Source organism: Polaromonas sp. (genome assembly GCF_035638815.1).
Lineage (GTDB): Bacteria > Pseudomonadota > Gammaproteobacteria > Burkholderiales > Burkholderiaceae_C > Polaromonas.
Window position 1 is genome coordinate 192,268 of sequence record NZ_DASQZG010000016.1, and the last position, 21,854, is coordinate 214,121.

Consider the following 21,854-nt stretch of genomic DNA (forward strand, 5'->3'; position numbering starts at 1 on the left):
GGCAAACTTTCTCATGTCAAGATTGCAGCCATGACCGCAAAAACCTATCACCACGGCAATCTGAGCGAGGCCCTGCTCGACGCGGCCGAACAACTGCTGCCAGCGCGCGGCGCAGAAGCCCTGACCCTGCGTGAAGTGGCGCGTGAGGCCGGCGTGTCGCATGGCGCGCCTTATCACCACTTTGGCAGCCGCGAGGCCTTGCTGGCTGCCATTGCAGAGCGTGGCTTCGAAGGGCTGACAGCCGCCATGTCGAGTGCCAGCGGAGCCACGCCGCGCAATCAGCTGATTGGCATTTGCGAGGCTTACGTGAGTTTTGCAATCAAGCACCCCACACGGTTTCGCCTCATGTTTGGCCCGCTGCTGGCGCAAAAGGAGCCCTACCCGGAACTACAAAAAGCCGGCCAAGCCAGCTTCGCGGTCTTGCTGCAGGCCGCCGAAAAAGTCAATCACGCCGAAGCGCTGCCCCTGGCGCTGGCCGGTTGGAGTCTGGCTCATGGACTGGCGCATCTGGCGATTCATGCTGTGCTGGACAGCTTGCCTGTACCGGTCCCGCCCGGTGAGGTGCTGGCCAGGCAGCTGGCGCAGTGGCTGCTGGACAGCAAGACAGCCCCACCCGACAAACGATCCAGGAAGCCCCGCACCACTCCGACACCGCCCACTACCAGCCGCTCAAAGAAAAAAGCACCGTCTGCCCTTTAAATTCGGGCGGACAGTGCTCTTTTTTCGATAGCAATCCAATAGCCGGCGTCAGCACGGCAGTGCCGTGCCACTCACGAGCGGGAAGCCTTCTCAGCGACCCCGCGCCGCAACTGCGGTGTCCGGAAAGTCACTGAACACGCCATCCACACCCATCTCAAAATACTTGCGGTACTCGGCTGCGGCATCACCGCGGAAATCAGATGCCAGGCGCTTGGCTTCATTGCGGAAGGTGAAGGGGTGAACAAACAGACCCGCGGCGTGCGCATCCCGCACCACCGATGTAGGCGGAAGTTGCACGCGGTCACGCTCGTCAATCACGCCGTCGCCATTGAGGTCGTCAGGCTTGCCATCGTTGTTGGCGTCAATCTGACGGGCGGGAACCAGATAGGCTTTCCAGGGGCCAATGCCGTCGGCATAGGTCTTCACCTCGCGCAAGCCTGCGGGAGTCAGCAAGTCAGGGAATGAGCGGCTGTCTTTGGCAACCGTAAAGTCATAAGGCCTGTCCGAAGGGGCCGCAAGCGTGACCCGGCCTTGGGCATCCACACCGTCGCCATCAATCAGCTGCACCAGCCTAAGCTGGGTTTTGCTGCGCAGATACTTGAGATTGCCCACTTCAAACGATTGAACAATGACGGGCGAGTTTTTGGCGGTGTAGCCGTACTCGGCCAGCAGCCTGAGCAGGCGGTCCTCCAGCATCAACCCGGCGTTCACGTGGTAGGTCGGGTGTTTGGTTTCGGGATAGACACCGATCGTGCGGCCTGTCCGGGCACTTTCGCTGCGCGCCAGGTCCAGCACTTCGCGCAGGGTCGGCACGGCGTACCTGCCGTTGTGCGACTGGTCGCGCTCGGCCATGGGTTGCTTGGCGCGCAGAGTTTTCAGCTCGGCCAAGGTCATGTCGGTGGTAAACCAGCCTGTCTCGGCAATGCCGTCGACCATGCGGGTAGTTTTGCGGCTGGCAAATTCCGGGCGTGTTGAAACGTCTGTGGTAGCCGTGATGTTGGGCTCATGCCGCACCACCAGTTCACTGTCTTTGGTCGCGACAACGTCCGGCTCGATGAAGTCCGCACCGAGCTCGATGGCTCGCTTGTACGCCTCGATCGTGTGTTCTGGCAAATAGCCGCTGGCGCCGCGGTGACCAATCACCAGTGGCGCTTTACCGTCCAGGGTGGGATAGCGACTGGATGGGGCGGGCGACACCGCTGCACAGGCAGCGAGGCCCAAAATGCCGGCGACGGCCAGACCTGCCCCCAAAATGCGTAATGAATACATAAAACTCCTCCGTTGTTGAGTGAGTCACTATGGTGCATGCAGGTGACGGTTTGATGAAGAGCTGTTGCAAGTGCTTACCCCTGCCATAACGCCATGGACGTACACCTCCTTGGGTCAAACATGCATAAGGCAACGAACTTTCCCGCCGATTGCCACTCAGTCAAGCCTATGAAACGCTGGACCCTCCTCGCTGCCGCCCTGCTGGCCTTTGTTATTTCCGTCATGGCTGGCTGCAGCACGCTCGATGAGCGGCAACGCGCCTGGATCTTCCAGCCCAGCGACCGAACGTGGGGCGGCGGTCTTGCAGCGGCTGAAGGCATGAAGGATGTTTGGATCGATTTCAATGCGAGGGCTGGCGATGCCCCCTCCCAGCTGCATGGCCTGTGGCTACCAGCGGAGAATCCGAGGGCACCCGTGCTGCTGTACCTGCACGGCGCCCGCTACAACGTCACCGGCTCCGCCCCGCGCATGCGCCGCATGCAGGAGCTTGGCTTTGCAGTGCTGGGTGTGGACTACCGGGGGTTTGGCAAAAGCACGCAAACCCTGCCTTCGGAAGAAAGCGCTTATGAAGACGCCCGGGTGGCCTGGGACTGGCTGGCCAAAACCTACCCTGACCGACCGCGCTATATCTTTGGGCACTCGCTGGGCGGCCCAATTGCCATTCATCTGGCCACCGAGGTCAAGGATGAAAGCGGCACGATTGTTGAAGGCACCTTCACCTCGATTGCCGATGTGATCGGCACGACAAAATGGGGCTGGGCCCCGGTCTCCTTGCTGATCACCCAGCGGTTTGAGGCGGTGCGCAAGGTAGACAAAATCGGCTCGCCCCTGCTGGTGGTGCATGGCGGTGAAGACCGTCTGATCGCGCCCAGCCTCGGTCGCAAGCTGTATGAGGCCGCCGCGCAACCCAAACTGTTCATGCTGGTTGAAGGCGGCTCGCACCACAACACCAACTCGATAGGCCAGGCTCAATACCGGCAAGCGCTGGCGCAGCTGTTCAGCCTGAAGTAACAAGTCAGCCAGCCAGCACCACACGCACACCGGCACGTTTGGCACTGCGGATCCAGGCTGTTGATGCGCCTTTACGAACCACCACCGCCGACACGTCGGCCAGCGCCATGATGCGACAGGCCGAGGCCGCGCCCAGCTTCTCGCCCGACGCCAGCAACACGGTTTCAGCGGCGCAGCGATGCAGCGCCCGCTTGACGGCGGCTTCTTCAGCATCACCCGTCGTCACGCCTGCGCCCGCATGTAGGCCGGTCGCCCCCATAAAAAACACATCAACCCGCAGGCCCGAGAGCTGCTCCATCAACCCGGCGCCCATGGTCACCATGGAATGCCGGAACAGCCGCCCGCCGATCAACTGGATGACGATGTGCGGACAGCGCGCCAGCGCAATGGCAACCGCCGGGCTGTGGGTAAATACCGTGGCATGAAGATCTTCAGGCAGATGCCGGACCATCTCCAGCGCTGTGGTTCCGCCGTCGATGATGACCACCTGCCCGGGCCTGACCATGGCTGCCGCGGCACGGCCAATCCCTTGTTTGTCACGCGGCGCAATCTGCTCGCGCGTACCCACATCGCCATCGGCTGGTGAGGCGGGCAAGGCTCCGCCATGCACGCGCGTGAGCTTGCCAGCCTGAGCCAGTTCTCGAAGGTCTCGCCGGATGGTGTCTTCCGAGGTGCCCAGCTCCTCGCTGAGGTCCGTGGCAATTAGTTGGCCATCTTGTGCGAGGCGCGTGAGCAGCAGGTTTCTGCGTTGGCTGGGCAGCATTAAGGTTCAACTCCATTTCCATGTCTATTTCTAACTCGCGCCCTTGCAATATTGCACGTTTACTAACGATAATGCACGATATTACACGAAGCAGGTTTTCTCCATGCGCCCTTCTTTTTCAATTCCACCGCCCGCGGAACACGTGCGTGCACTCGGCGATGAGCGCCTCTCCGACCACTGGTACGTCCTGCGTAAACTCACCATCGAGCTGCGGCGGCGCGGCGGTGATTGGCAAACGCAGACACGCGAGGTTTACGACCGCGGCAACGGCGCAACCTTGTTGCTGTTCAACGCCAGGCGGCAAACTGTGGTGCTGACACGCCAGTTCCGCCTGCCGGCCTGGGTCAACGGGTGCACCGACGGCATGTTGATTGAGGCCTGCGCAGGCTTGCTCGATGGCGACGATCCCGAGACCTGCATCCGGCGCGAAGCGGCAGAAGAAACCGGCTTCCAGATTCAAAAACCTCACAAAGTGTTTGAGGCCTACATGAGCCCGGGTTCGGTCACTGAAAAGCTGCATTTCTTTGTGGCTCCGTACGAAGCCTCGGACCGCTCCGCAGAAGGCGGTGGCTTGGCGCCAGAGGGTGAAGACATCGAGGTGATCGAGCTGCCATTGGACGAGGCGCTGAGCATGGTTCGCAGCGGCGCCATCGAAGACGCCAAAACCATCATGCTGCTGCAACACGCAAAAATCACCGGCCTGGATCGGCTGCTACTTCCTGCCGGCGTCTGAACCATCTGGCAACGACCCCGACCGACCGGGGGTTTAACGCCGCACAGACCAATCTGCTACTCTCAGTTCAATGTCTGCGACTCCCCCAGCATCCGCCTCTGCGGTCGCCGCTCCTCCCCCCATGTCAGCCACGCTTGTGGTGCTGGTTCTGGCTCTGCTGCTGGGCATTCAGCCCGTCACCACCGATCTGTACCTGCCTGCCCTGCCCGCCTTGACCGAGGGTTTTGGTGCGCCCATGAGTCAGGCGCAACTCACGCTCAGCGCTCTGCTGCTGGCCTTTGGCATCTCGCAGCTGTTCTGGGGTCCGCTGTCGGACCGTTTTGGCCGCCGGCCGATTTTGCTGTGGGGTCTGGGCGCGTATGTGGTCGCGGCCATCGGCAGCGCAATGGCGCCGTCCATGTCAATGCTGATCGTCTGGCGCATTGTTCAGGGTGCTGCCATGGGTGCTGCGGTCATGTGCGCGCGTGCCATCGTGCGTGACCTGTACACACCCGTGCCGGGCGCCCGCGTGATGTCCAAAGGCCTGAGCGGCCTGGGTGTGATCGCCTGCCTGAGCGCACCCCTGGGCGGGTTGATGTCGGACCTGTTCAGCTGGCGCGCGGCCTTGCTGATGCTGGCCATCTTTGGCGCCGCGACACTGTTTGTGATTGCGCTGCGTTTTCAGGAAACCATTGCGCACAAAAACCCCGAGGCTTTACAGCCCCGCACCTTGGTTCGTAACTGGTGGGCCATTGTTCGGAACCCGACATTTATTGCCTTCTCTGCGCTCTCGATGGCTTCATATGGTGGACTGTTTACTTTTCTGGCGGCGTCGTCTTTCGTGTTTATTCAGGTGCTGCACTTAAGCAAAACCCAGTACGGCCTGGTGATGTTTTGCATGTGTGTCTTTTATGTGTCGGGTACTTTTTTGTGCCGGTGGTTGTTGCCGCGTTTTGGCATAAGGCGCTCGCTGGCCATCGCGGGCGGTCTGTCCCTGAGCGGTGGTGTTTTGATGACCGCGCTGGCCTGGGCGGGGGTCCACACCGTGTGGGCGGTCTTGCTCCCCTACCTGCTGTTCATGATCGCACACGGGGTTAATCAGCCCTGCAGCCAAAGCGGTGCGGTGGGTCCATTCCCGGGCTCGGCGGGCGCGGCATCTGCGCTGAATGGGTTTTTGATGATGCTGACCGCCTTTGCCATGGGCGGCTGGCTGGGCACGCACATGGATGGAACCGTGTTTCCGCTCACCAACGGCGTGTTGTTCTGGAGCGTGTGTGTGGCTCTGACTGCATGGACGCTGGTGCGCAAGTACGGTGACCCGGCCGCAAAGCCATGACGAACTCGCGCTGGATTGGGTTGGCCGGGCCGACCGCGTCTGGCAAGACGGCGGCAGCTTTTGCAATTGCCAAGCAGCACGCGGTGGAAATCATCAGCGTCGATTCGGCCCTGGTCTACCGCGGCATGGACATCGGCACGGCCAAACCCACCGCGCAAGAGCTGGCCAGTGTTCCCCATCACCTGATCAACATCCGCGACCCGCTGCACGCCTACAGCGCAGCCGAGTTTGTGGCTGATGCCGGCCGCCTGATTGGGGACATCGCCGCGCGCGGCAAGCTGCCTCTGCTGGTGGGCGGCACCATGCTGTACTTCAAGGCGCTGCTTGATGGTCTGGACGACATGCCAAAAGCGGACCCGGCGATTCGTGCCGAGCTGGAAGTAGAAGCTGCGCTGAAAGGCTGGCCCGCGCTGCATGCAGAGCTCGCGACCGTTGATGCCATCACCGCAGCGCGGCTCTCGCCCAACGATTCGCAGCGCATATCACGCGCGCTTGAAGTTTTCCGAGTGTCGGGCAAGCCGCTGTCATTCTTTCACCAGCAAAACGCTACAAAAACAATAGCTGGAAGCGCCCGCCAAACAAGGGCAGAAGTGCTTATTTGCCTTGAACCTCAGGACAGAAGCTGGTTGCACGAGCGGATTGCCCAGCGCTTTGACGCCATGCTGGCGGCAGGTTTTATGGACGAAGTCAAAGCCTTGCGCGCGCGGGGCGACCTGCACCCTGATTTGCCATCGATGCGCTGCGTCGGCTACCGCCAGGCTTGGGAAGCGCTCGACGGCACATTCCCCATGGCAGAACTGCGCGACAAGTGTATTTTTGCCACCCGCCAACTTGCCAAGCGGCAAATCACCTGGTTGCGCTCCATGCCCAATCGCCAGGTGGTGGCGTGTGACGCGCCTGATGCCGTGCAGCAGGTACTTGATCGCGTGGCCACGCTGGAGGTGTCTTGAATTCGCAAAAATTCCCCGCCTGTCATCCCGGACGTGATCCGGGATCCATGCCGCATGAACCATGTCAGGAGCTTACGCAGCATGGATTGCGGATCATGTCCGCAATGACAAATTCAACGCCGGGCTTCTTCCCATGAGCCTGATCGTCCACAACCTGAGCAAGCACTACGGCAACTTCGCTGTCTTCCAAAACGTGTCGCTGGAAGTTGCACCCGGTGAGTTCGTCGCCATCGTGGGCGAATCCGGGGTCGGCAAGTCGACCCTGCTCAACTGCATGGCCGGTCTTGACAGTTGGGACACGGGCTCGGTGACGCTGGCGGGAGCTGACCTTGGCGCAATGAGCGATGACCAGCGTGCGCTTTTGCGTCGCGAAAAAGTGGGCTTTGTTTTCCAGGCCTTTCATGTGCTTCCGCACCTGGACGTTGCGCAAAACGTCGCCCTGCCCTTGTTGCTGCTGAACCAGCACGACGATGCCCGGGTCGAGAAGATGCTGGCCGCAGTCGGGCTGCAAGGTCTGGGCGCGCGACTGCCGCAGCAACTGTCGGGCGGACAGCTTCAGCGCGTGGCGATTGCCCGCGCGCTGGTGCACAAGCCCAGCCTGCTGCTGGCCGACGAACCCACCGGCAACCTGGACCCCACAACAGCGGCCACCGTGATGGACGCGCTGATTGCGCAGACGCGCGAGCATGGCGCCTCGCTGGTGCTGGTGACGCACTCTGAAGCAGCAGCTTCACGCGCAGACCGGGTGCTTCACCTGAGCAACAGCGGCATTACGGTCTGAACCTCATGGCCACCCTGCTGCGGCTGTTGCGCACTTTTTCCTGGCAGGAGCTGCTGCACCACCGCTGGCGCAATGCCGCCGCCGTGGTGGCGGTGATGCTGGGTGTGGCGCTGGCGTTTTCGGTGCAGCTCATCAATGCGTCAGCGCTCAGCGAGTTTTCGCAAGCTGTGCGATCAACCGGCGGCCAGCCGGATCTGGAGTTGCGGGCCGCGCGCGGCGGCTTTGACGAAACGCTTTACAGCACAGTTGCCAACCACCCGGCGGTGGCTGCGGCCAGCCCGGTGCTGGAGCTTGCCACCTATGCCATGACGACCACGGGCAAGCGTGTACCGCTGCGCGTGGTCGGGGTGGATGCGCTCGTGGTGGCCGCGGTGGCGCCAGCGCTCATGCCGGTACCTGCAGCGGGCGCGGACCGCTTTGCCCTGTTTACGCCGGACTCGGTGTTTCTCAACCCGGCCGCGCGGCAAAGCCTGGGGGGAGGTGGCTTTCAGTTGCAAAGCGGCCTGAGTTTGCTGGACGTCACCAAAAGCGGCAGTGTCAGCGCGGGCGGCGCAGCGCTGGCCGTGATGGACATAGGCGCAGCGCAGGATTTGTTTGGCCGCGCAGGCCAGCTCTCGCGCATCGATTTGCGGCTGCGCCCCGGGAGCGATCGCGCGGCCTTCATCACTTCGCTCCAATTGCCGCCAGGCATCAGCGCCAACGAGCCTGGCGACGCGGCACAACGCGTCAACAATCTCTCGCGGGCTTACCGCGTCAACCTCACCGTGCTGGCGTTGGTGGCGTTGTTCACGGGCGCTTTTCTGGTTTTCTCGGTGCTGTCCCTCAGCGTGGCCAAACGCGCGCCGCAATTTGCACTGCTGGGTGTGCTGGGTTTGACCGGCCGCGAACGGCTGCGCCTGGTGCTTTGGGAGTCGGCCCTCCTCGGATTGGTGGGCAGTGTCGCGGGCGTTGCACTGGGCACGGCGTTGGCTGCGCTTGCCTTGCGCGTGCTGGGTGGCGATCTGGGTGGTGGCTACTTCTCCGGTGTGGCGCCTGCCTTGCAGTGGGACGGCGTCGCCGCGTTGGTGTATGGCCTGCTGGGTGTGGCGGCTGCACTGGTGGGCGGCTGGTGGCCTGCACGAGCGGCGCAAAAGCTGCCCCCGGCACAAACGCTCAAAGGTTTGGGTACTGCTACCGACGGCGGGCCCGCGCCCGGCCACAGCCTCCTACTGATTCTTGCGGCCGTGCTGCTGGCTTTTATGCCGCCTGTATTTGGTATTCCGCTGGCGGCATATTTTTCTGTCGGGCTGCTGCTGGTGGGTGGTATCAGCGCCCTGCCCTGGCTGATTGCGCTTTTGTACAACCGCATCAGCCCGAGGGTATCGAAGCGGCTATTACCTTTGCTGGCCGTCGAGCGGGCGCGCCGGGTGCGCGGCAGCGCCGCTGTGGCGGTCAGCGGTGTGGTGGCATCGCTGAGTCTGGCTGTCGCACTGACAGTGATGGTGGCCAGTTTTCGTGACTCAGTCACGAACTGGCTGGACGCGGTGTTACCCGCCGATATTTATGTGCGCACAGGCAGCGCCAATGCGGCCAGTGACACGGTGTACTTCACCCCGGGTTTTGCGCAGGCCGTGTCGGGGCTATCCGGTGTGACGCGTGTCGCAACCCTGCGCACCACCCCATTGCAGCTGGATGCAGACCAGCCCGCCGTCTCGTTGCAGTCGCGCGAGTTGACCGACCCCGCTCGGGCACTGCCGCTGCTGGCACCGGCGCTACCAGTGCCGCCCGGTCATGTGGCGATTTATGTCAGCGAAGCCGTGGTGGATTTGTATGGCGCACGCGCTGGGGCCGTGTTCAAACCACTTTCTGAATCTTTTAGTCACCTGGCCCAGGAGGGGCGGGCGCAGACTGCTATCAAACCAGTAGCGCAACCGGGGCAGACGTTTTACGTGGCGGGCGTCTGGCGCGACTATGCACATCAATTTGGCGCCATTGCCATGGACAGCAAGGACTTTGAGCGGCTGAGCGGTGACACGCGGGTGAACGATCTGGCGCTTTGGGTCACGCCCGGCGCTGACGATTCGCAGTTGCAGGCTGCAGTGCGCCAGTTGGCACAAGCCGAAAGCGGCGCAGGCGAGCTGATCGAATTTGCCTCCAGCCGCCAGATACGCGCGCTATCGCTGCGCATTTTTGACCGCAGCTTCGCCGTTACCTACTGGCTGCAAGGCGTGGCCATTGCCATTGGCCTGTTCGGCGTGGCAGCAAGCTTTAGCGCGCAGGTTCTGGCCAGGCGCAAAGAGTTTGGCTTGCTGGCCCACCTGGGTTTAACGCGCCGTCAAATCCTGTTGCTGGTGGCCGGTGAAGGGGCGGCATGGACGCTGGCCGGTGCGGTGGCCGGGCTGGCATTGGGCCTGGCCGTCTCGCTGGTGCTGGTGCATGTGGTCAACCCGCAAAGCTTTCACTGGACCATGGACCTCGCCCTGCCGTGGCTGCGGCTTCTTGCGCTGTGTGCGGCCGTGGTGGTGGCCGGCACGGTCACGGCCTGGCTAGCCGGGCGTGCGGCAGCAGGCCGGGATGCGGTACTGGCGGTCAAAGAGGACTGGTAAGCGCGTTGACCTGAACTGTCATCCCGGACTCGATCCGGGATCCATGCCGCACGAACTACTGCAATGGCTTTCGAGCCCGCAACGACAAAGACACTCAAGCTTGCCGAAACTGCGCCAGCGTTAACAGCAGGTTGCGCGTTGCACCATCCACAGCTTCCAGGGGCCGGTGCACCACAGCCGTGTGCCGCGTGAGTGCGGGTTTGAGCGGCACAACCTTCAGCCCCTGGTGAACGGACGCCTCGTTGCTGTGCTCCAGCGGCAACACCGTCGCGCCGTATCCCGCAGCCACCAGACTCTTCATCGCCTCGTTGTAATTTAGCTCCACACGCGCCCGGGGCGTGAGTCCTGCGCTGGCAAACCACTCCATGGTCTGGCGGTAGAGCTGGGTGGTGGCGTCGTTAAAAATCAACGGCCGCGCCGCCAGCCATTGCGGCGTGATGCGTTTAGGCACCGTCCATTGGCTGGGAACAAACGCCATCATCGGGTCACTTCGCCAATGACTCAGCACGATGCCCGCTCTGGGCGGCTGCAGCGAGGCCACAAGGCCCACATCCAGCAAACCTTGAGCGAGTTTTTCCATGGCGTCGCTGGAGCCGAGGATGCTGACCTCCACATCAATCTCGGGATGGGTTCGCTCCATGGCCTTGAGCACTTGCGGCAGCAAATACACGAGCACACCGGTGGAGCTGCCCAGCCGCACCCTGCCCACCCGTCCCTCGACATGGCGCTGCACCGCATCCACCGCGTCGTCCGCATCACGCAGCAGCCGCCGCGCGCGCTGCACCAGCACTGCGCCTGCAGCGGTGGGCTGGGCCTTGCGGGCGCCCCGAAGAATCAGCGGCGCGCCGAGCCGGGCTTCCAGCTCGCTGACATGCAGGCTCACCGTAGGCTGCGCCAGATGCAATGCCTGCGCTGCTGCGGAAAATGTGCCCAGGTCGGTAATGGCAACCAGGGTCCGGAGTTGGTCAAGACTGAGTTCACGCATAGGTTTTCATGATAGTTAGCATCAGCAAATTCAACTTCCACAATACCACGATCAACAGCATCATCAGGTACTTCCAGCCTCAAGGAGTACTGCCATGGTGTTACGGATGCCGATTGTTTTCATGAGCGAACTGCCAGCATTTGTGCTGCAGCGCGTGAGTCAGCCACTGCTGGCGCAACTGCGCAGCATTGCCGCGCAATACCGGGAGCCAAGCCGCCGCAGACGGGACCGGGCTGAGCTTGCGCAGATGAGCAGCGGGGAGTTGAATGACCTGGGTATTGGCCGGGGCGACATCCGGGCGCTGATGGATGCGCCAGCTGCGTGGCGCAAGGACCGGGTTTGACCGGATTTTTTCCCGTTCGCCCTGAACTCGTCGAAGAGGTCCTCCGTTCTTGCTCGGGGCAGGCTTCGACAGGCTCAGCCCGAACGGCGTAAAGACTAGCGGGTGATCACCACCAGCACATTACAGGCGGCATTTTCAATCAACGATTTGGAGACCGAGCCGCGCCACCAGCGCGCTGCCCAGCTATCCAGATGCCGATGACCCACCACAATCAGATCTGCGTCGATCTTGCGCGCGTACTTCGTGATCTCATCGACGGTTTCGCCGATCAGTACCTCACCCCGCGCGGTATGACCTGACTCCGCGAGCTGACGCAGACCCTCGTCCAGAATGGACTTGTACTTTTCTTTCTCGTGCTCGGCAAGCCCCCTGTCATACACGCCGCCCTCCACACCCACCAGATCCATATACAGCGGCGTCACTGCGATCAGGGTCAGGGATGCCTGGCTCCACTGCGCGATCTCCCGGCAGTCGAGCAGTGCCTTTTGCCCGGATTTGGATCCGTCGTAAGCCAGAACAATTTGTTTGTACATGGAGCATCTCCTGCAGCCTCGATATTTCGCAGGATAGGCTTTCCTTCCTGTACATGCAACTGGTGACCTGTAACGCTAAAGCCGGAAGTCGCTGCCCGCGCGATACAGGGCACGCTGCGGCGTTACAAATGCGCGCGATGCCTGAGGCATCGCTGTGCTTTGCGCCTTGCATCGCACCCCGTCTCCCGCGCTCCTCGCCTCCCGTTTCAACGTTACAGGCCACTGACCGCCATGCTGCGAGAATCGTTACATGCCCCCTCTCCCTGTAATTTCAGGTCTGCCAAGGCGCCATTTTTTGCTGGCGGCCGGGCTGATGGGTCTGGCCGAAGCAGGACCAGCCTATGCCTTGCCACCCAAGGTGCTGCAGTTTCCCCGCGACTTCGGTTCGCACCCCGACTTCAAAACCGAGTGGTGGTACATCACGGGCCACGCAACATCCGGGGCGCGGGAGTTTGGTTTTCAGCTCACTTTTTTTCGATCACGCGTTGAAGCCGCGCAGGGCATGGCTTCAAAGTTTGCAGCACGGCAACTGATTTTTGCCCACGCGGCCATCACGGACGTGCAAGGCAACAAACTTTGGCACGACCAGCGCATCGCGCGTGAAGGGTTTGACATTGCCACCGCCAGTCCGCAAGGCATGTCCATCAAGCTGCGCGACTGGACACTGCAAAGCAATGGCAACACACACAGCGCCAACCTGCCCGCCACCGACTTTGCGCTCAAACTGCAATTGACCGACACCCAGCCTGTGCTGCTGCAGGGAAACAGGGGCCTGTCCCGCAAGGGGCCTGACGTGAAACAGGCCAGCTATTACTACAGCCTCCCGCAGCTGGCCACACGCGGCACGCTGCAGATCAAAAACCAGACATTTGAGGTGACCGGCAAAGCCTGGCTGGATCACGAGTGGAGCCAGGAGGTGCTGCACCCCAGCGCGGTAGGCTGGGACTGGATAGGCATGAACCTGGACGACGGCAGCGCCCTCACCGCCTTCCGCCTGCGCGACAAAGAAGGCAATGCCATCTGGGACGGCGGCTCTTTCCGCCCGGCCAAAGGCGAGGCGTACTCCTTCAGCCGGGGCGAAGTTGTCTTTAGTCCGCAACGCCGCTGGAAAAGCCCGCTGAGCAAAGCCAGTTACCCGGTTGAATGGATAGTCCGCACCCCGGCAGACTTCTACACCGTGCGCGCCGTCATCGACAATCAGGAGCTGGACAGCCGCCAGTCCACCGGCGCCATCTATTGGGAGGGCCTGAGCGAACTGATAGACAGCAATGGCAAACGCGTCGGGCGGGGCTATCTGGAGATGACGGGGTATGCAGCTGTGCTGCGGATGTAATCACCTCCCTATTTGCGAATGTCACCATATGTTTTCTGGATGACGTCTTACTTTTGCGCGCCGTTTCGCATGCTATAAGAATTGATAACCCGGCAAGCTCAACTGCAAGCCGGCATCCACATTACCGCCAGGTCCGACGCAATTGGACGATCTTGCACCAGCCACCCGGGAACCCATGCAGGACTCCATACAACAGATGCAGGACGAACTGCAGCAGCAAGTGGTCGACTGGCAGCAACTTCATGCTTTAAGCCAAAAAATCCTTCGCTCAACCACGGTGCATGAACAACTGTCCCTGGTGCTCAAAGCCGTTGCCGACTTTGTGCGATGTGAGAAGGGGATTGTCTCGCTCTACGACGGCATGCAAAACGGCCTGGTTACACAGACCAGTCTTGGCCTCAGTGAGCCAAGCCTGGCGCAGCTTGCCTGCATCGCGATAGGTGACGGAGCTTGTGGGCTGGCCTATCAGGATCGGCGTCAGGTGGTAGTTGCCGACACGGAAACCGACCCGCTGTATGCAAAGTACCGGGAGTTTGCGCGCCAGGAAAAAATCCGCGCCGTAATCAGCACCCCTATTTCCAAGTCAAACGGCGACCCATTGGGGGTTCTGTCGGTCTACCTCGAGGATGCGCGACGTTTGGATGCCCGGGAAGCGCGGCTTCTTGATATTTGCGTAAGTTATATCGGGCCGCTGATAGAACGCGCCGCGGTTGAAAGCGAACTTCGCCGCGAACAGGACTGGAGCCGCCAACTTCTGGAGTCCATTGGCGAGGGCCTGATTGTGATGGACCGAAATTTCCGGGTTCTTCAAATCAACACGGAGGGTTTGCGCATCACCGGTTACCGGCATCCTTCAGACGTTGTAGGAAAGATTCACTGGGATGCCTGGCCGGACACCGAGAACCTTGAATCTGGCAAGGCTTACAAGCGCGTCATGAATGAGCGCGTTGCAATCGCCCTGGAGCAGCGTTATCCAGTGGATGGCAGAGATGTATGGTTTGATGTGCATGCCTATCCAACCGGGGATGGCATCGCTGTCTTGTTTCGGGACATCACCGACAAGGTACTCAGCACCAGGACACTGATGGAAAGCGAGCGTCGCCTCCATTTGCTCGCCAATACCATCCCGCAACTGGCATGGATGGCTAATCCCGACGGGCACATTCATTGGTACAACGACAGATGGTACGAATACACCGGCAAACGTTTTGAGGACCTGGAAGGATGGGGTTGGCAAAGCGTCCACCATCCGGATGCAGTGGATGCGGTGACCGAGAGGTGGAAAGAATCCATAGCGACCGGCGAAACATTTCAGATGACATTTCCGTTGCTGGGCGCCGACGGGAAATTTCGGCCGTTTTTCACCTTGGTGTCGCCCTTGCGGGATGCCTCCGGCCGTATCACCCAGTGGTTTGGTTCGAACACGGATGTCTCGCCACTGCGCGAGGCCGAGCAGGCGCTGCGCAACTCGGAGGAACGGCTGCAGGAAGGCCTGTCAGCCGGACAACTGGCAGTGTGGGAATGGGATCTGGAGACTGACCGCATCGAGTTCTCTGTCAATGCGCCCGTCCTCTTTGGGGAATCATGGGACACGGCCACTGAGGCCTTTAGCCGGGTTCATCCTGACGACCTTCCATCGCTGCGTACAGAAGTAGAGGCCGCCGTGCCTCAACTAGGTCAATTCCGAAGAGTCGTTCGCATGATTCGCCCCGACAACGGCGCCCTGATATGGATCGACTTCCGCGGCAAGGTTATCAAGGGTGACGGCAGTTTTAATGTGGTGCGGGGCATCTGTATCGACGTCAGCGAGCGGGTCCGCGCTGAAGACAACCTCACACTTGCCAACCGGCGAAAGGATGAGTTCCTTGCCATGCTGGCCCATGAACTCAGAAATCCCCTGGCCCCCATCAGCACCGCAGCTCAATTGCTGCTGCGCGCCGGTGTCAGCGAAGACCGGGTCAGGCGATCCAGCGAAATTATCACGAGGCAGGTCAATCACATGACCAGCCTTGTCGATGACCTGCTTGATGTTTCCCGGGTTACCCGGGGCCTGGTCAGCCTGCATCCAGAGGCTGTGGATGTCAAAGCGGTAGTGCATAGCGCTGTAGAGCAGATTCGCCCCCTTATTGAGAGCCGGCATCACACGCTGACGGTTCAACTGACGGCCGAACCTTCATTTGTCATGGGCGACCGAACGCGGCTTGTTCAGATCCTGGCCAATTTGCTCAACAATGCTGCGAAGTACACCCCGCAGGGCGGAGAAGTCGACCTGACAGCAACGGTCGAAGGCGGCAAGGTGAGGCTAAGCGTCACAGACAACGGCACCGGGATCGCTGAAGAATTTCTGCCGCACGTGTTTGACCTGTTTGCACAGGGAGAGCGCACGCCGGACCGGTCCCAGGGCGGGTTGGGGCTTGGCTTGTCCCTGGTCAAAAGTTTGATGGCTCTGCATTCCGGCGACGTGGCGGCGACGAGTGCGGGCCTGGGCAAAGGCAGCACCTTCACGCTGACCCTTCCGCGCATTGCCGCTCCGGCATCGCCTGGGGCGCAATCCGTCGCGCCCAATGAACAAGGCGGAAGGCCACTGAGTTTGCTGGTGGTTGATGACAACGCGGACGCCGCCCAAACACTGGGCGATTTTCTGGAGGCCGTGGGCCACCAGGTGATCGTGGTCAACGACGCAAACGCCGCCCTCACCGCTTACACCACCCATTCCTTTGATGCCTTGATTCTGGATATCGGGCTTCCCGACATCAATGGCTATGAGCTGGCAAGGCGGATCAAGGCAATGCCCAAAGATGCCTCGCCCGCCCTGATCGCATTGACCGGCTATGGACAGGAGCATGACAAGGTGCTTTCACGGGCAGCAGGGTTTGACTTTCATTTTGTCAAACCCGTCGACAGCGAAGAGCTGGTGAGCACACTGGACCACTTGAGTTAGTTCGTCATGCAGCTCTCCCCGCGCGTTCGGGGCGGGCCCTGTCAGTCGCTGCCTTCAGCCTCCACAACCAGTACGCGCGCAGTGCCAATGGGTTTGGCCACATGAACCGTGCCGGCACTTGCGAAGAATATGTCGCCCACTTCAAGTACGGCCAACTCGGGCACGCCATCGGCATCGCGGTAGTGCATTTCCACCCGGCCGTCCAGCACGACAAAAACTTCTTCTCCGTCATTGACGTGCCATCGGTAGGGCTGGTCCGTCCAGTGCAATCGCGTTGTGATGCCATTCATGTTGGCGATGCCGCGTGCGCCCCACGCTGTGGCGGCAGTGAACTCTTTTGAGCGTATGACTTCCATGCAACGACCTTCCAGTTGATAACCTGTCCTGGATCTGAAGCTTAGAAGTGCGGTGCGGCGGCGTCCAATGACTTCGTGCATGTTCATTGATGCGCAAACCGCACAAATACGGGAAAACACCACCACCGCGATCAGCGGGTGGCAGCGTTATCGCAGTACTTGTCAATCCCGAATATGAATCCGAAGGTCGTTCGGATTGGGCCTGCCCTTGCCGGTTTCAATCAGCGTCTTCAGGCTTAACAGATAAGTCGCCCACTTGGTGCTGCAGTGATGCATAAACTCCACCGCCTCCTTCCACCCCTCGTGTTTGAAAACCAGTTCGGTGAGACCGTCTCCCTGCTTCAGGTCAAAACTGATCCTGGTGCTAATCCATTCCTCAGGCCCTTCCACCACTTGCCACAAGACACGTTTACCAGGCTGAAGCTCCAGCACTTTCATGTCAAAGCCGCCCAGCTCGGCGCCGTCTGAACTGAAAGTAAAACGAATCACCCCGCCCACCTTGCTTTCGCCCGTGGTGTTGTCTGTCCACCAGGCGGCAAGGCCCTCACGGGTAGACAACGCCTTGTAAACCTCGTTCGCTGAGGCCTTGATTCCGACTCTGTGCAAAATATCCGGCATAAATTTTCCTTGATGATGTTTGAGATGGGTTTTGCGCGCACCTCATTATATGCAACTTTTTTATTGCATGTCAAACACCACAGTGACTGACCCGGCCTGCCAATCAGCATCCAAACTGCGTCACAACGGAGGCCAGGGAAACATGCCCCTTGAAGGCGCCACTACCCACGGGGGTGCTTCCATCTTCAATCGACTTTGCAAACGTCATGGCGGGATCCGTCTCCACGCGCTGCCGAAGCGCTTTCAACCGGGGATACGCATCCGGATCCACGGCCTTGTGAAAATCCGCCCAGCGTGCGACGCCCGCCAGAATGGCATCAGCCAGGGTCGGCCTGGCACCTGCGAGGTAGGGGTCATCACCAATCAGTTCTTCCAGCTGTTCGTGGCGCCTGACAACCTGCTCACGTCCAAACGCCCTGAGGGTTGCCTGAATCGCCGGATCGGGTGGGTCCATTTCATATGCGGCCCATAGAGGGATAAACGCAGCGGTAAAGCTCGTGTTGAGAAAGGCGGCCATCTGGTGCAGACGATCGGCCTCTGCCGTTTTCGGCTCGTAGCTGATCCGACGGGTGGAATCGCGCGCCTCCATCCACAGGGCAATGGCCATGGTTTCGGTCAGAAAGCGCCCCTCCGGTGTGACCAGCACGGGCGTTTCCCGGCGCTTGTTGATTTTGTCGTAGAGTGGGGCCTTCATCTCTGAAAGCATGTCGACACGGCAGAGCTGATAGGGCTGACCCAGCCATTCCAGTGCGCCGATAAGGCCCATTGAAGAACCGGCCGGAAAGCCATAAATGAGTATGGGGTGCATTGAAGTTGTTTCGTGTTTGTTTGGTAGTTGAGGAATACGCTGCGCAGCGAACCTTCAATGTACGCACCCAACGTTCATCCGTAAATTACGCACAAATTTGTTACCACCCCTATGCAACACGTTGTCTCCCAATGCCCCATCGAACAGGCCATGCAAGTCCTGGGAGGCCGCTGGCCCGCGCTGCTTATTTATTACCTGAAAGACGGCGTCAAGCGCTTTAATGAACTCAGGCGCGACAACCCGACCGTGTCACACCGCATCCTCACGCTTGAGCTGCGCAAACTGGAAGACGCAGGCATCGTGCAGCGCACTGCGTACAAGGGCTATCCCCTGCGGGTTGACTACGCATTAACAGAATCAGGGCTACAGCTGTTGCCGCTGGTCAATGCGCTGGGCGACTGGTGGGAAGAGACGGCGGAGCGTCGGACAGTCGTTGCAGCATCTGAAGAAGCGACCCCCTCGACAAGCCTTACTTTTTGAGATCAGAGATTCTTGCGGTCGCGCCTCCGGCGTTCAAGCTGTGAGGGTCGCTTCCCACGGTCCAATCCAGACGGGTTGCACGCCAACAAACTCCCCCAGCAAAACACCGGGAGCGACCGTCACCCTCCCCCTCTTGAACTTCATCTTCACCAGCACCTCGGCGCATTTGGCTTCTCCGACATAAAACCCGTGGCAGAACCAGGCGCACTTGTCGTCTGCGTACGCTACCTGCGTTTCCACCCTCACGCGGTTGAACAGGCGTACGGGTTTGATGAACTTCACCATTTGTGCGGCGTTAACGAAGTTGTAGCGATTGCGCAGTGTTTCTTTTAACAGGCCGGTCTTCACCATGTAGTCAATCTGGGCAGCCTCTGCGAGCAACAGGTACCGGTCGCTCTTGAGCGTCGTGATGCCGGTATCGAATGGCGTGATGAAAAACGTGGCGCTGGTGCGCGCCAGTGGCGGCAGCCTGTTGAAGTGCCGCAGCGCCAGCAACAGGGTGATGAGGTTTCTGAACAGTCCTGACATGGCTTTGACTCCTGGGCACGCGGCCCCGAGCGGAGTATGGCGTGCAGGTTGCGGGTTTCAAGTCGCGGGGGTGGCAGTGTGTCCTGGGCCAAACCGCCTTAAAACCCGTATCTGCCCCCAGTTGAGAGTGTTTTTAGCCATTTCCCCTTCAACGGCGGGCGCTGTTTGCTATTAAACATATAGCAACTTGAGCAGACCATCCGAGACGCGACGGATAGCGGGCGGCGCTGCTTGCATGCGAGGGCGCTCCAACGAGGTCAGGCGAATGGAATCGCCAAGAGCGCGCAAGTCAGTTGGCTGCGCGGTCTATCAAAGGTTAGGGAAAAGCGCCCCTGCACACACATCCCGGACACAACCCCGCAGCCATTGGTGCGCAGGGTCAGCGTGCAACCTGGGGTGCCACAGCGAAGACACGGTAAGCCCCGGCGTGGGAAATGGGAGGGCAAAGCTGTGCATGCCGTCGCGCAGATTACCGGTGTGCCGCTCCGGCACGCTTGCCACCAGATCTGACGCGCGGGCCAGTGCCAGCGCCGTGGCAAAACCGCCAACGATGGTGGCCACGGATCTCTGCAGCGAAAGAGAGGCAAGGGCGTCGTCAATCAGCCCTGTGGCCAGCCCACGCCGTGAGACGACGATATGCCGTCCCGCCGCAAAACGCGCCGGGGTGATTTTGCCTTTGGCCAGCGGGTGCCCTGCGCGCACCACGCCGATGATGCGGTCCTGAAACAAGGCCTGCACACGCAGCTCGGGGCCGGTAGTGGCGTGCACCACGCCGGTTTCCAGGTCTACCGCGCCGTCCCGCAGTGGTGTGCTGCCTTTGTCGGGCTTTTGCATAAAGCAAAGCCTTACACCGGGCGCCTGCTCGCTCACGCGGGCAACAAGAGCGGGGCCAAAGTTCTCAACAAAGCCTTCGCTGGTGCGCAGCGTGAAGGTTCGCACCAGTTTTTTGAGGTTGGGCTTTTTGACGGGGCGGAGCACGGCCTCGCTGTCCAGCACCAACTGGCTTACACGCTCACGCAGTTCAATGGCCCGGGGGGTGGGCACCAGGCCGCGCCCGGCACGCACCAGCAGCGGATCGCCCGTGGTCTCGCGCAGGCGCGCCAGCGCGCGGCTCATGGCTGAAGGGCTGAGCCGCAAGCGCCGGGCGGCGCCCGCGACGCTACCTTCTGCCAGCAGGACGTCCAGGGTAACCAGCAGGTTGAAGTCCGGTGTTGCCATGCCTGAACCATAGCGCAAATTGCGTGACATGGCGTTTGGTGCATGAATTAACTGCAACTGCTGCGTCTTCCGCTATTTCACCCAACAACCTACGCTTGAGGCCCAATCAACGACAAGCAGGCAAGCACCCCATGAGCGCCACCATCGCACCCTCCTCAAACCACGCACTTTCAGCCCGCTGGGCGCTGGTCAGCAAGTCGCTGACCATGCTGCTATCGTCGCTCGGGACCAGCATTGCCAACGTTGGCCTGCCAGCATTGGCCGAGGCGTTTCATGCCTCATTCGGGCAGGTGCAGTGGGTTGTGATCGCGTACCTGCTTTCCATCACCACCTTGATCGTAAGCGCCGGACGCCTGGGTGACCTCATGGGACGCAGGCGCTTGCTGCTGGGCGGCATCGTGTTGTTCATCGCGGCATCAGCGATGTGCGGCATGGCACCCACACTCTCCATGCTGATTGCCGCCCGGGCGGCACAGGGTATCGGCGCGGCCATCATGATGGCTCTGACCATGGCCTTTGTCAGCGGCACGGTGGACAAGGCAAAAACGGGCAGCGCCATGGGCCTGCTTGGGACCATGTCGGCAGTTGGCACCGCGTTGGGCCCCTCGCTGGGCGGTGTGCTGATCGGGGGGCTGGGGTGGCAATCCATGTTTCTGGTGAACGTGCCGCTGGGTCTGATGGCTTTTGCATTGGCGTGGCGCTACCTGCCTGCGGACCGCCCATCGGCCGCACAACGGCAGCGCTTCGATTACCTGGGCGCACTGCTGCTGGCCTTGACCCTGGCTGCCTATGCACTGGCCACGACGGCTCGCCCGGATAGCGGGCGCGGCTTGGGCGGAACGAACATGGTGTTGCTCGCAGGAGCGGGGCTGGGCCTTGGGTTGTTTGTATGGGCACAGGCGCGGGCCGCTTCGCCGCTGGTCCCGCTGCAGATGCTTCGCAAGGCGGGCCTGCGCGCCAGCCTTGTCATGAATGCGCTCGTATCCACGGTCATGATGGCTACCCTGGTGGTCGGTCCGTTTTATCTCTCAGGCGCGCTGGGCCTCAACCTGGCCGTTGTCGGCGTGGTGATGTCGACGGGGCCTGCTCTCTCTGCCATCAGCGGTGTCCCGGCGGGGCGCATGGTGGACCGCTGGGGTGCACCGTCTATGGTCCTGGCAGGCATTGCCGCCATGGCTGTTGGCACCCTGGCGCTCTCCCTGCTGCCGCGCTGGTTCGGTGTGGCGGGCTACATAGCTGCCATAGCCGTGCTGACACCTGGCTATCAGTTGTTTCAGGCCGCCAACAATACTGCTGTGATGACAGGCGTTCACCCGGAGCAGCGCGGTGTGATGTCCGGAGTGCTCAATCTGTCGCGCAACCTGGGTTTGATCACCGGCGCTTCGGCCATGGGTGCTGTGTTCGCATGGGCATCCCACTCAAGAGACATCACCCACGCCCTTCCGGCTGATGTTGCAAGCGGCATGCAAGTCACGTTTGCGGTAGCGACGGTGCTAGTTGTGGTGGCGCTTGTCATTATGGTGGGAGGTCGTGCGCTGGCACGACGTCGGTTCAATGGCACGGGCGCCATGGATCCCGGATCAAGTCCGGGATGACAGGAGGGGG

Annotated in this window: 21 protein-coding genes; 12 read left to right on the forward strand and 9 right to left on the reverse strand. The window is 61.0% G+C overall.

Annotation, left to right across the window (positions count from 1 at the left end):
- The first annotated feature begins 30 nt into the window (after positions 1–30).
- On the forward strand, positions 31–699 hold the full coding sequence (locus VE934_RS11140; protein WP_324887403.1) for a TetR/AcrR family transcriptional regulator: 669 nt from the start codon (positions 31–33) through the stop codon (positions 697–699).
- Positions 700–789: 90 nt separating this feature from the next.
- Here the strand turns inward: VE934_RS11140 and VE934_RS11145 are convergent, their stop codons facing one another.
- A complete protein-coding gene (locus tag VE934_RS11145; protein ID WP_324887405.1) occupies positions 790–1,968 on the reverse strand; it encodes a glycerophosphodiester phosphodiesterase in 1,179 nt (392 codons plus the stop codon).
- Between the two features lie 168 nt (positions 1,969–2,136).
- On the opposite strand from VE934_RS11145, the gene VE934_RS11150 reads away from it, so the two are divergent.
- Positions 2,137–2,979 carry an alpha/beta hydrolase gene (locus VE934_RS11150; RefSeq protein ID WP_324887407.1) on the forward strand — a complete coding sequence of 281 codons (843 nt, stop codon included), beginning with the start codon at positions 2,137–2,139 and terminating at the stop codon, positions 2,977–2,979.
- Positions 2,980–2,983: 4 nt separating this feature from the next.
- Here the strand turns inward: VE934_RS11150 and VE934_RS11155 are convergent, their stop codons facing one another.
- Positions 2,984–3,742 carry a DeoR/GlpR family DNA-binding transcription regulator gene (locus VE934_RS11155; protein ID WP_324887408.1) on the reverse strand — a complete coding sequence of 253 codons (759 nt, stop codon included), beginning with the start codon at positions 3,740–3,742 and terminating at the stop codon, positions 2,984–2,986.
- Between the two features lie 103 nt (positions 3,743–3,845).
- Here VE934_RS11155 and nudK point away from each other — a divergent pair, with 103 nt between their 5' ends.
- The 5 genes from nudK (at position 3,846) to VE934_RS11180 (ending at position 10,106) form a co-directional block, all read left to right on the forward strand.
- On the forward strand, positions 3,846–4,475 hold the full coding sequence (gene nudK / locus VE934_RS11160; RefSeq protein ID WP_324887410.1) for a GDP-mannose pyrophosphatase NudK: 630 nt from the start codon (positions 3,846–3,848) through the stop codon (positions 4,473–4,475).
- 121 nt (positions 4,476–4,596) lie between these two features.
- Positions 4,597–5,790, forward strand: coding sequence for a multidrug effflux MFS transporter (locus VE934_RS11165; RefSeq protein ID WP_324887412.1), 1,194 nt, complete (start codon positions 4,597–4,599; stop codon positions 5,788–5,790).
- A complete protein-coding gene (gene miaA / locus VE934_RS11170) occupies positions 5,787–6,740 on the forward strand; it encodes a tRNA (adenosine(37)-N6)-dimethylallyltransferase MiaA (protein ID WP_324887414.1) in 954 nt (317 codons plus the stop codon). The genes VE934_RS11165 and miaA overlap by 4 nt, the downstream gene beginning before the upstream one ends.
- Positions 6,741–6,873: 133 nt before the next feature.
- Positions 6,874–7,521, forward strand: coding sequence for an ABC transporter ATP-binding protein (locus VE934_RS11175; RefSeq protein WP_324887416.1), 648 nt, complete (start codon positions 6,874–6,876; stop codon positions 7,519–7,521).
- A 5-nt stretch (positions 7,522–7,526) separates the two neighbouring features.
- Positions 7,527–10,106, forward strand: a complete 2,580-nt coding sequence (locus VE934_RS11180) for an ABC transporter permease (protein WP_324887418.1) — start codon at positions 7,527–7,529, stop codon at positions 10,104–10,106.
- 94 nt (positions 10,107–10,200) lie between these two features.
- On the opposite strand, the gene VE934_RS11185 is transcribed toward VE934_RS11180, so the two are convergent.
- Positions 10,201–11,091, reverse strand: coding sequence for a LysR family transcriptional regulator (locus VE934_RS11185; protein ID WP_324887421.1), 891 nt, complete (start codon positions 11,089–11,091; stop codon positions 10,201–10,203).
- A gap of 94 nt (positions 11,092–11,185) precedes the next feature.
- Here VE934_RS11185 and VE934_RS11190 point away from each other — a divergent pair, with 94 nt between their 5' ends.
- Positions 11,186–11,434, forward strand: coding sequence for a DUF1127 domain-containing protein (locus VE934_RS11190; protein ID WP_324887423.1), 249 nt, complete (start codon positions 11,186–11,188; stop codon positions 11,432–11,434).
- Positions 11,435–11,529: 95 nt separating this feature from the next.
- Here the strand turns inward: VE934_RS11190 and VE934_RS11195 are convergent, their stop codons facing one another.
- Positions 11,530–11,967, reverse strand: coding sequence for a universal stress protein (locus tag VE934_RS11195; protein ID WP_324887425.1), 438 nt, complete (start codon positions 11,965–11,967; stop codon positions 11,530–11,532).
- Positions 11,968–12,217: 250 nt separating this feature from the next.
- On the opposite strand from VE934_RS11195, the gene VE934_RS11200 reads away from it, so the two are divergent.
- Both VE934_RS11200 and VE934_RS11205 read left to right on the forward strand, forming a co-directional pair.
- Positions 12,218–13,300, forward strand: a complete 1,083-nt coding sequence (locus tag VE934_RS11200) for a lipocalin-like domain-containing protein (RefSeq protein ID WP_324887427.1) — start codon at positions 12,218–12,220, stop codon at positions 13,298–13,300.
- A gap of 142 nt (positions 13,301–13,442) precedes the next feature.
- Complete coding sequence (locus VE934_RS11205; protein WP_324887429.1) at positions 13,443–16,241, forward strand: PAS domain S-box protein; 2,799 nt, start codon at positions 13,443–13,445, stop codon at positions 16,239–16,241.
- Between the two features lie 41 nt (positions 16,242–16,282).
- On the opposite strand, the gene VE934_RS11210 is transcribed toward VE934_RS11205, so the two are convergent.
- The 3 genes from VE934_RS11210 to VE934_RS11220 form a co-directional block, all read right to left on the reverse strand.
- On the reverse strand, positions 16,283–16,597 hold the full coding sequence (locus VE934_RS11210; RefSeq protein WP_324887431.1) for a cupin domain-containing protein: 315 nt from the start codon (positions 16,595–16,597) through the stop codon (positions 16,283–16,285).
- 162 nt (positions 16,598–16,759) lie between these two features.
- The gene (locus tag VE934_RS11215; protein ID WP_324887433.1) at positions 16,760–17,215 is read right to left on the reverse strand and encodes an SRPBCC domain-containing protein; all 456 of its coding nucleotides are present in this window, start codon (positions 17,213–17,215) and stop codon (positions 16,760–16,762) included.
- Between the two features lie 103 nt (positions 17,216–17,318).
- Positions 17,319–18,023, reverse strand: coding sequence for a glutathione S-transferase family protein (locus VE934_RS11220; protein ID WP_324887435.1), 705 nt, complete (start codon positions 18,021–18,023; stop codon positions 17,319–17,321).
- A gap of 111 nt (positions 18,024–18,134) precedes the next feature.
- Here VE934_RS11220 and VE934_RS11225 point away from each other — a divergent pair, with 111 nt between their 5' ends.
- Complete coding sequence (locus VE934_RS11225) at positions 18,135–18,503, forward strand: helix-turn-helix domain-containing protein (protein ID WP_324887437.1); 369 nt, start codon at positions 18,135–18,137, stop codon at positions 18,501–18,503.
- A 33-nt stretch (positions 18,504–18,536) separates the two neighbouring features.
- Here VE934_RS11225 and VE934_RS11230 read toward each other — a convergent pair whose 3' ends face one another.
- Positions 18,537–19,031, reverse strand: coding sequence for a thioesterase family protein (locus VE934_RS11230; protein WP_324887439.1), 495 nt, complete (start codon positions 19,029–19,031; stop codon positions 18,537–18,539).
- A gap of 309 nt (positions 19,032–19,340) precedes the next feature.
- On the reverse strand, positions 19,341–20,249 hold the full coding sequence (locus tag VE934_RS11235) for a LysR family transcriptional regulator (protein ID WP_324887666.1): 909 nt from the start codon (positions 20,247–20,249) through the stop codon (positions 19,341–19,343).
- Positions 20,250–20,380: 131 nt separating this feature from the next.
- On the opposite strand from VE934_RS11235, the gene VE934_RS11240 reads away from it, so the two are divergent.
- Positions 20,381–21,844: an MFS transporter gene (locus VE934_RS11240; protein ID WP_324887441.1), complete on the forward strand. Its 1,464-nt coding sequence runs from the start codon at positions 20,381–20,383 to the stop codon at positions 21,842–21,844.
- Positions 21,845–21,854: the final 10 nt, after the last annotated feature.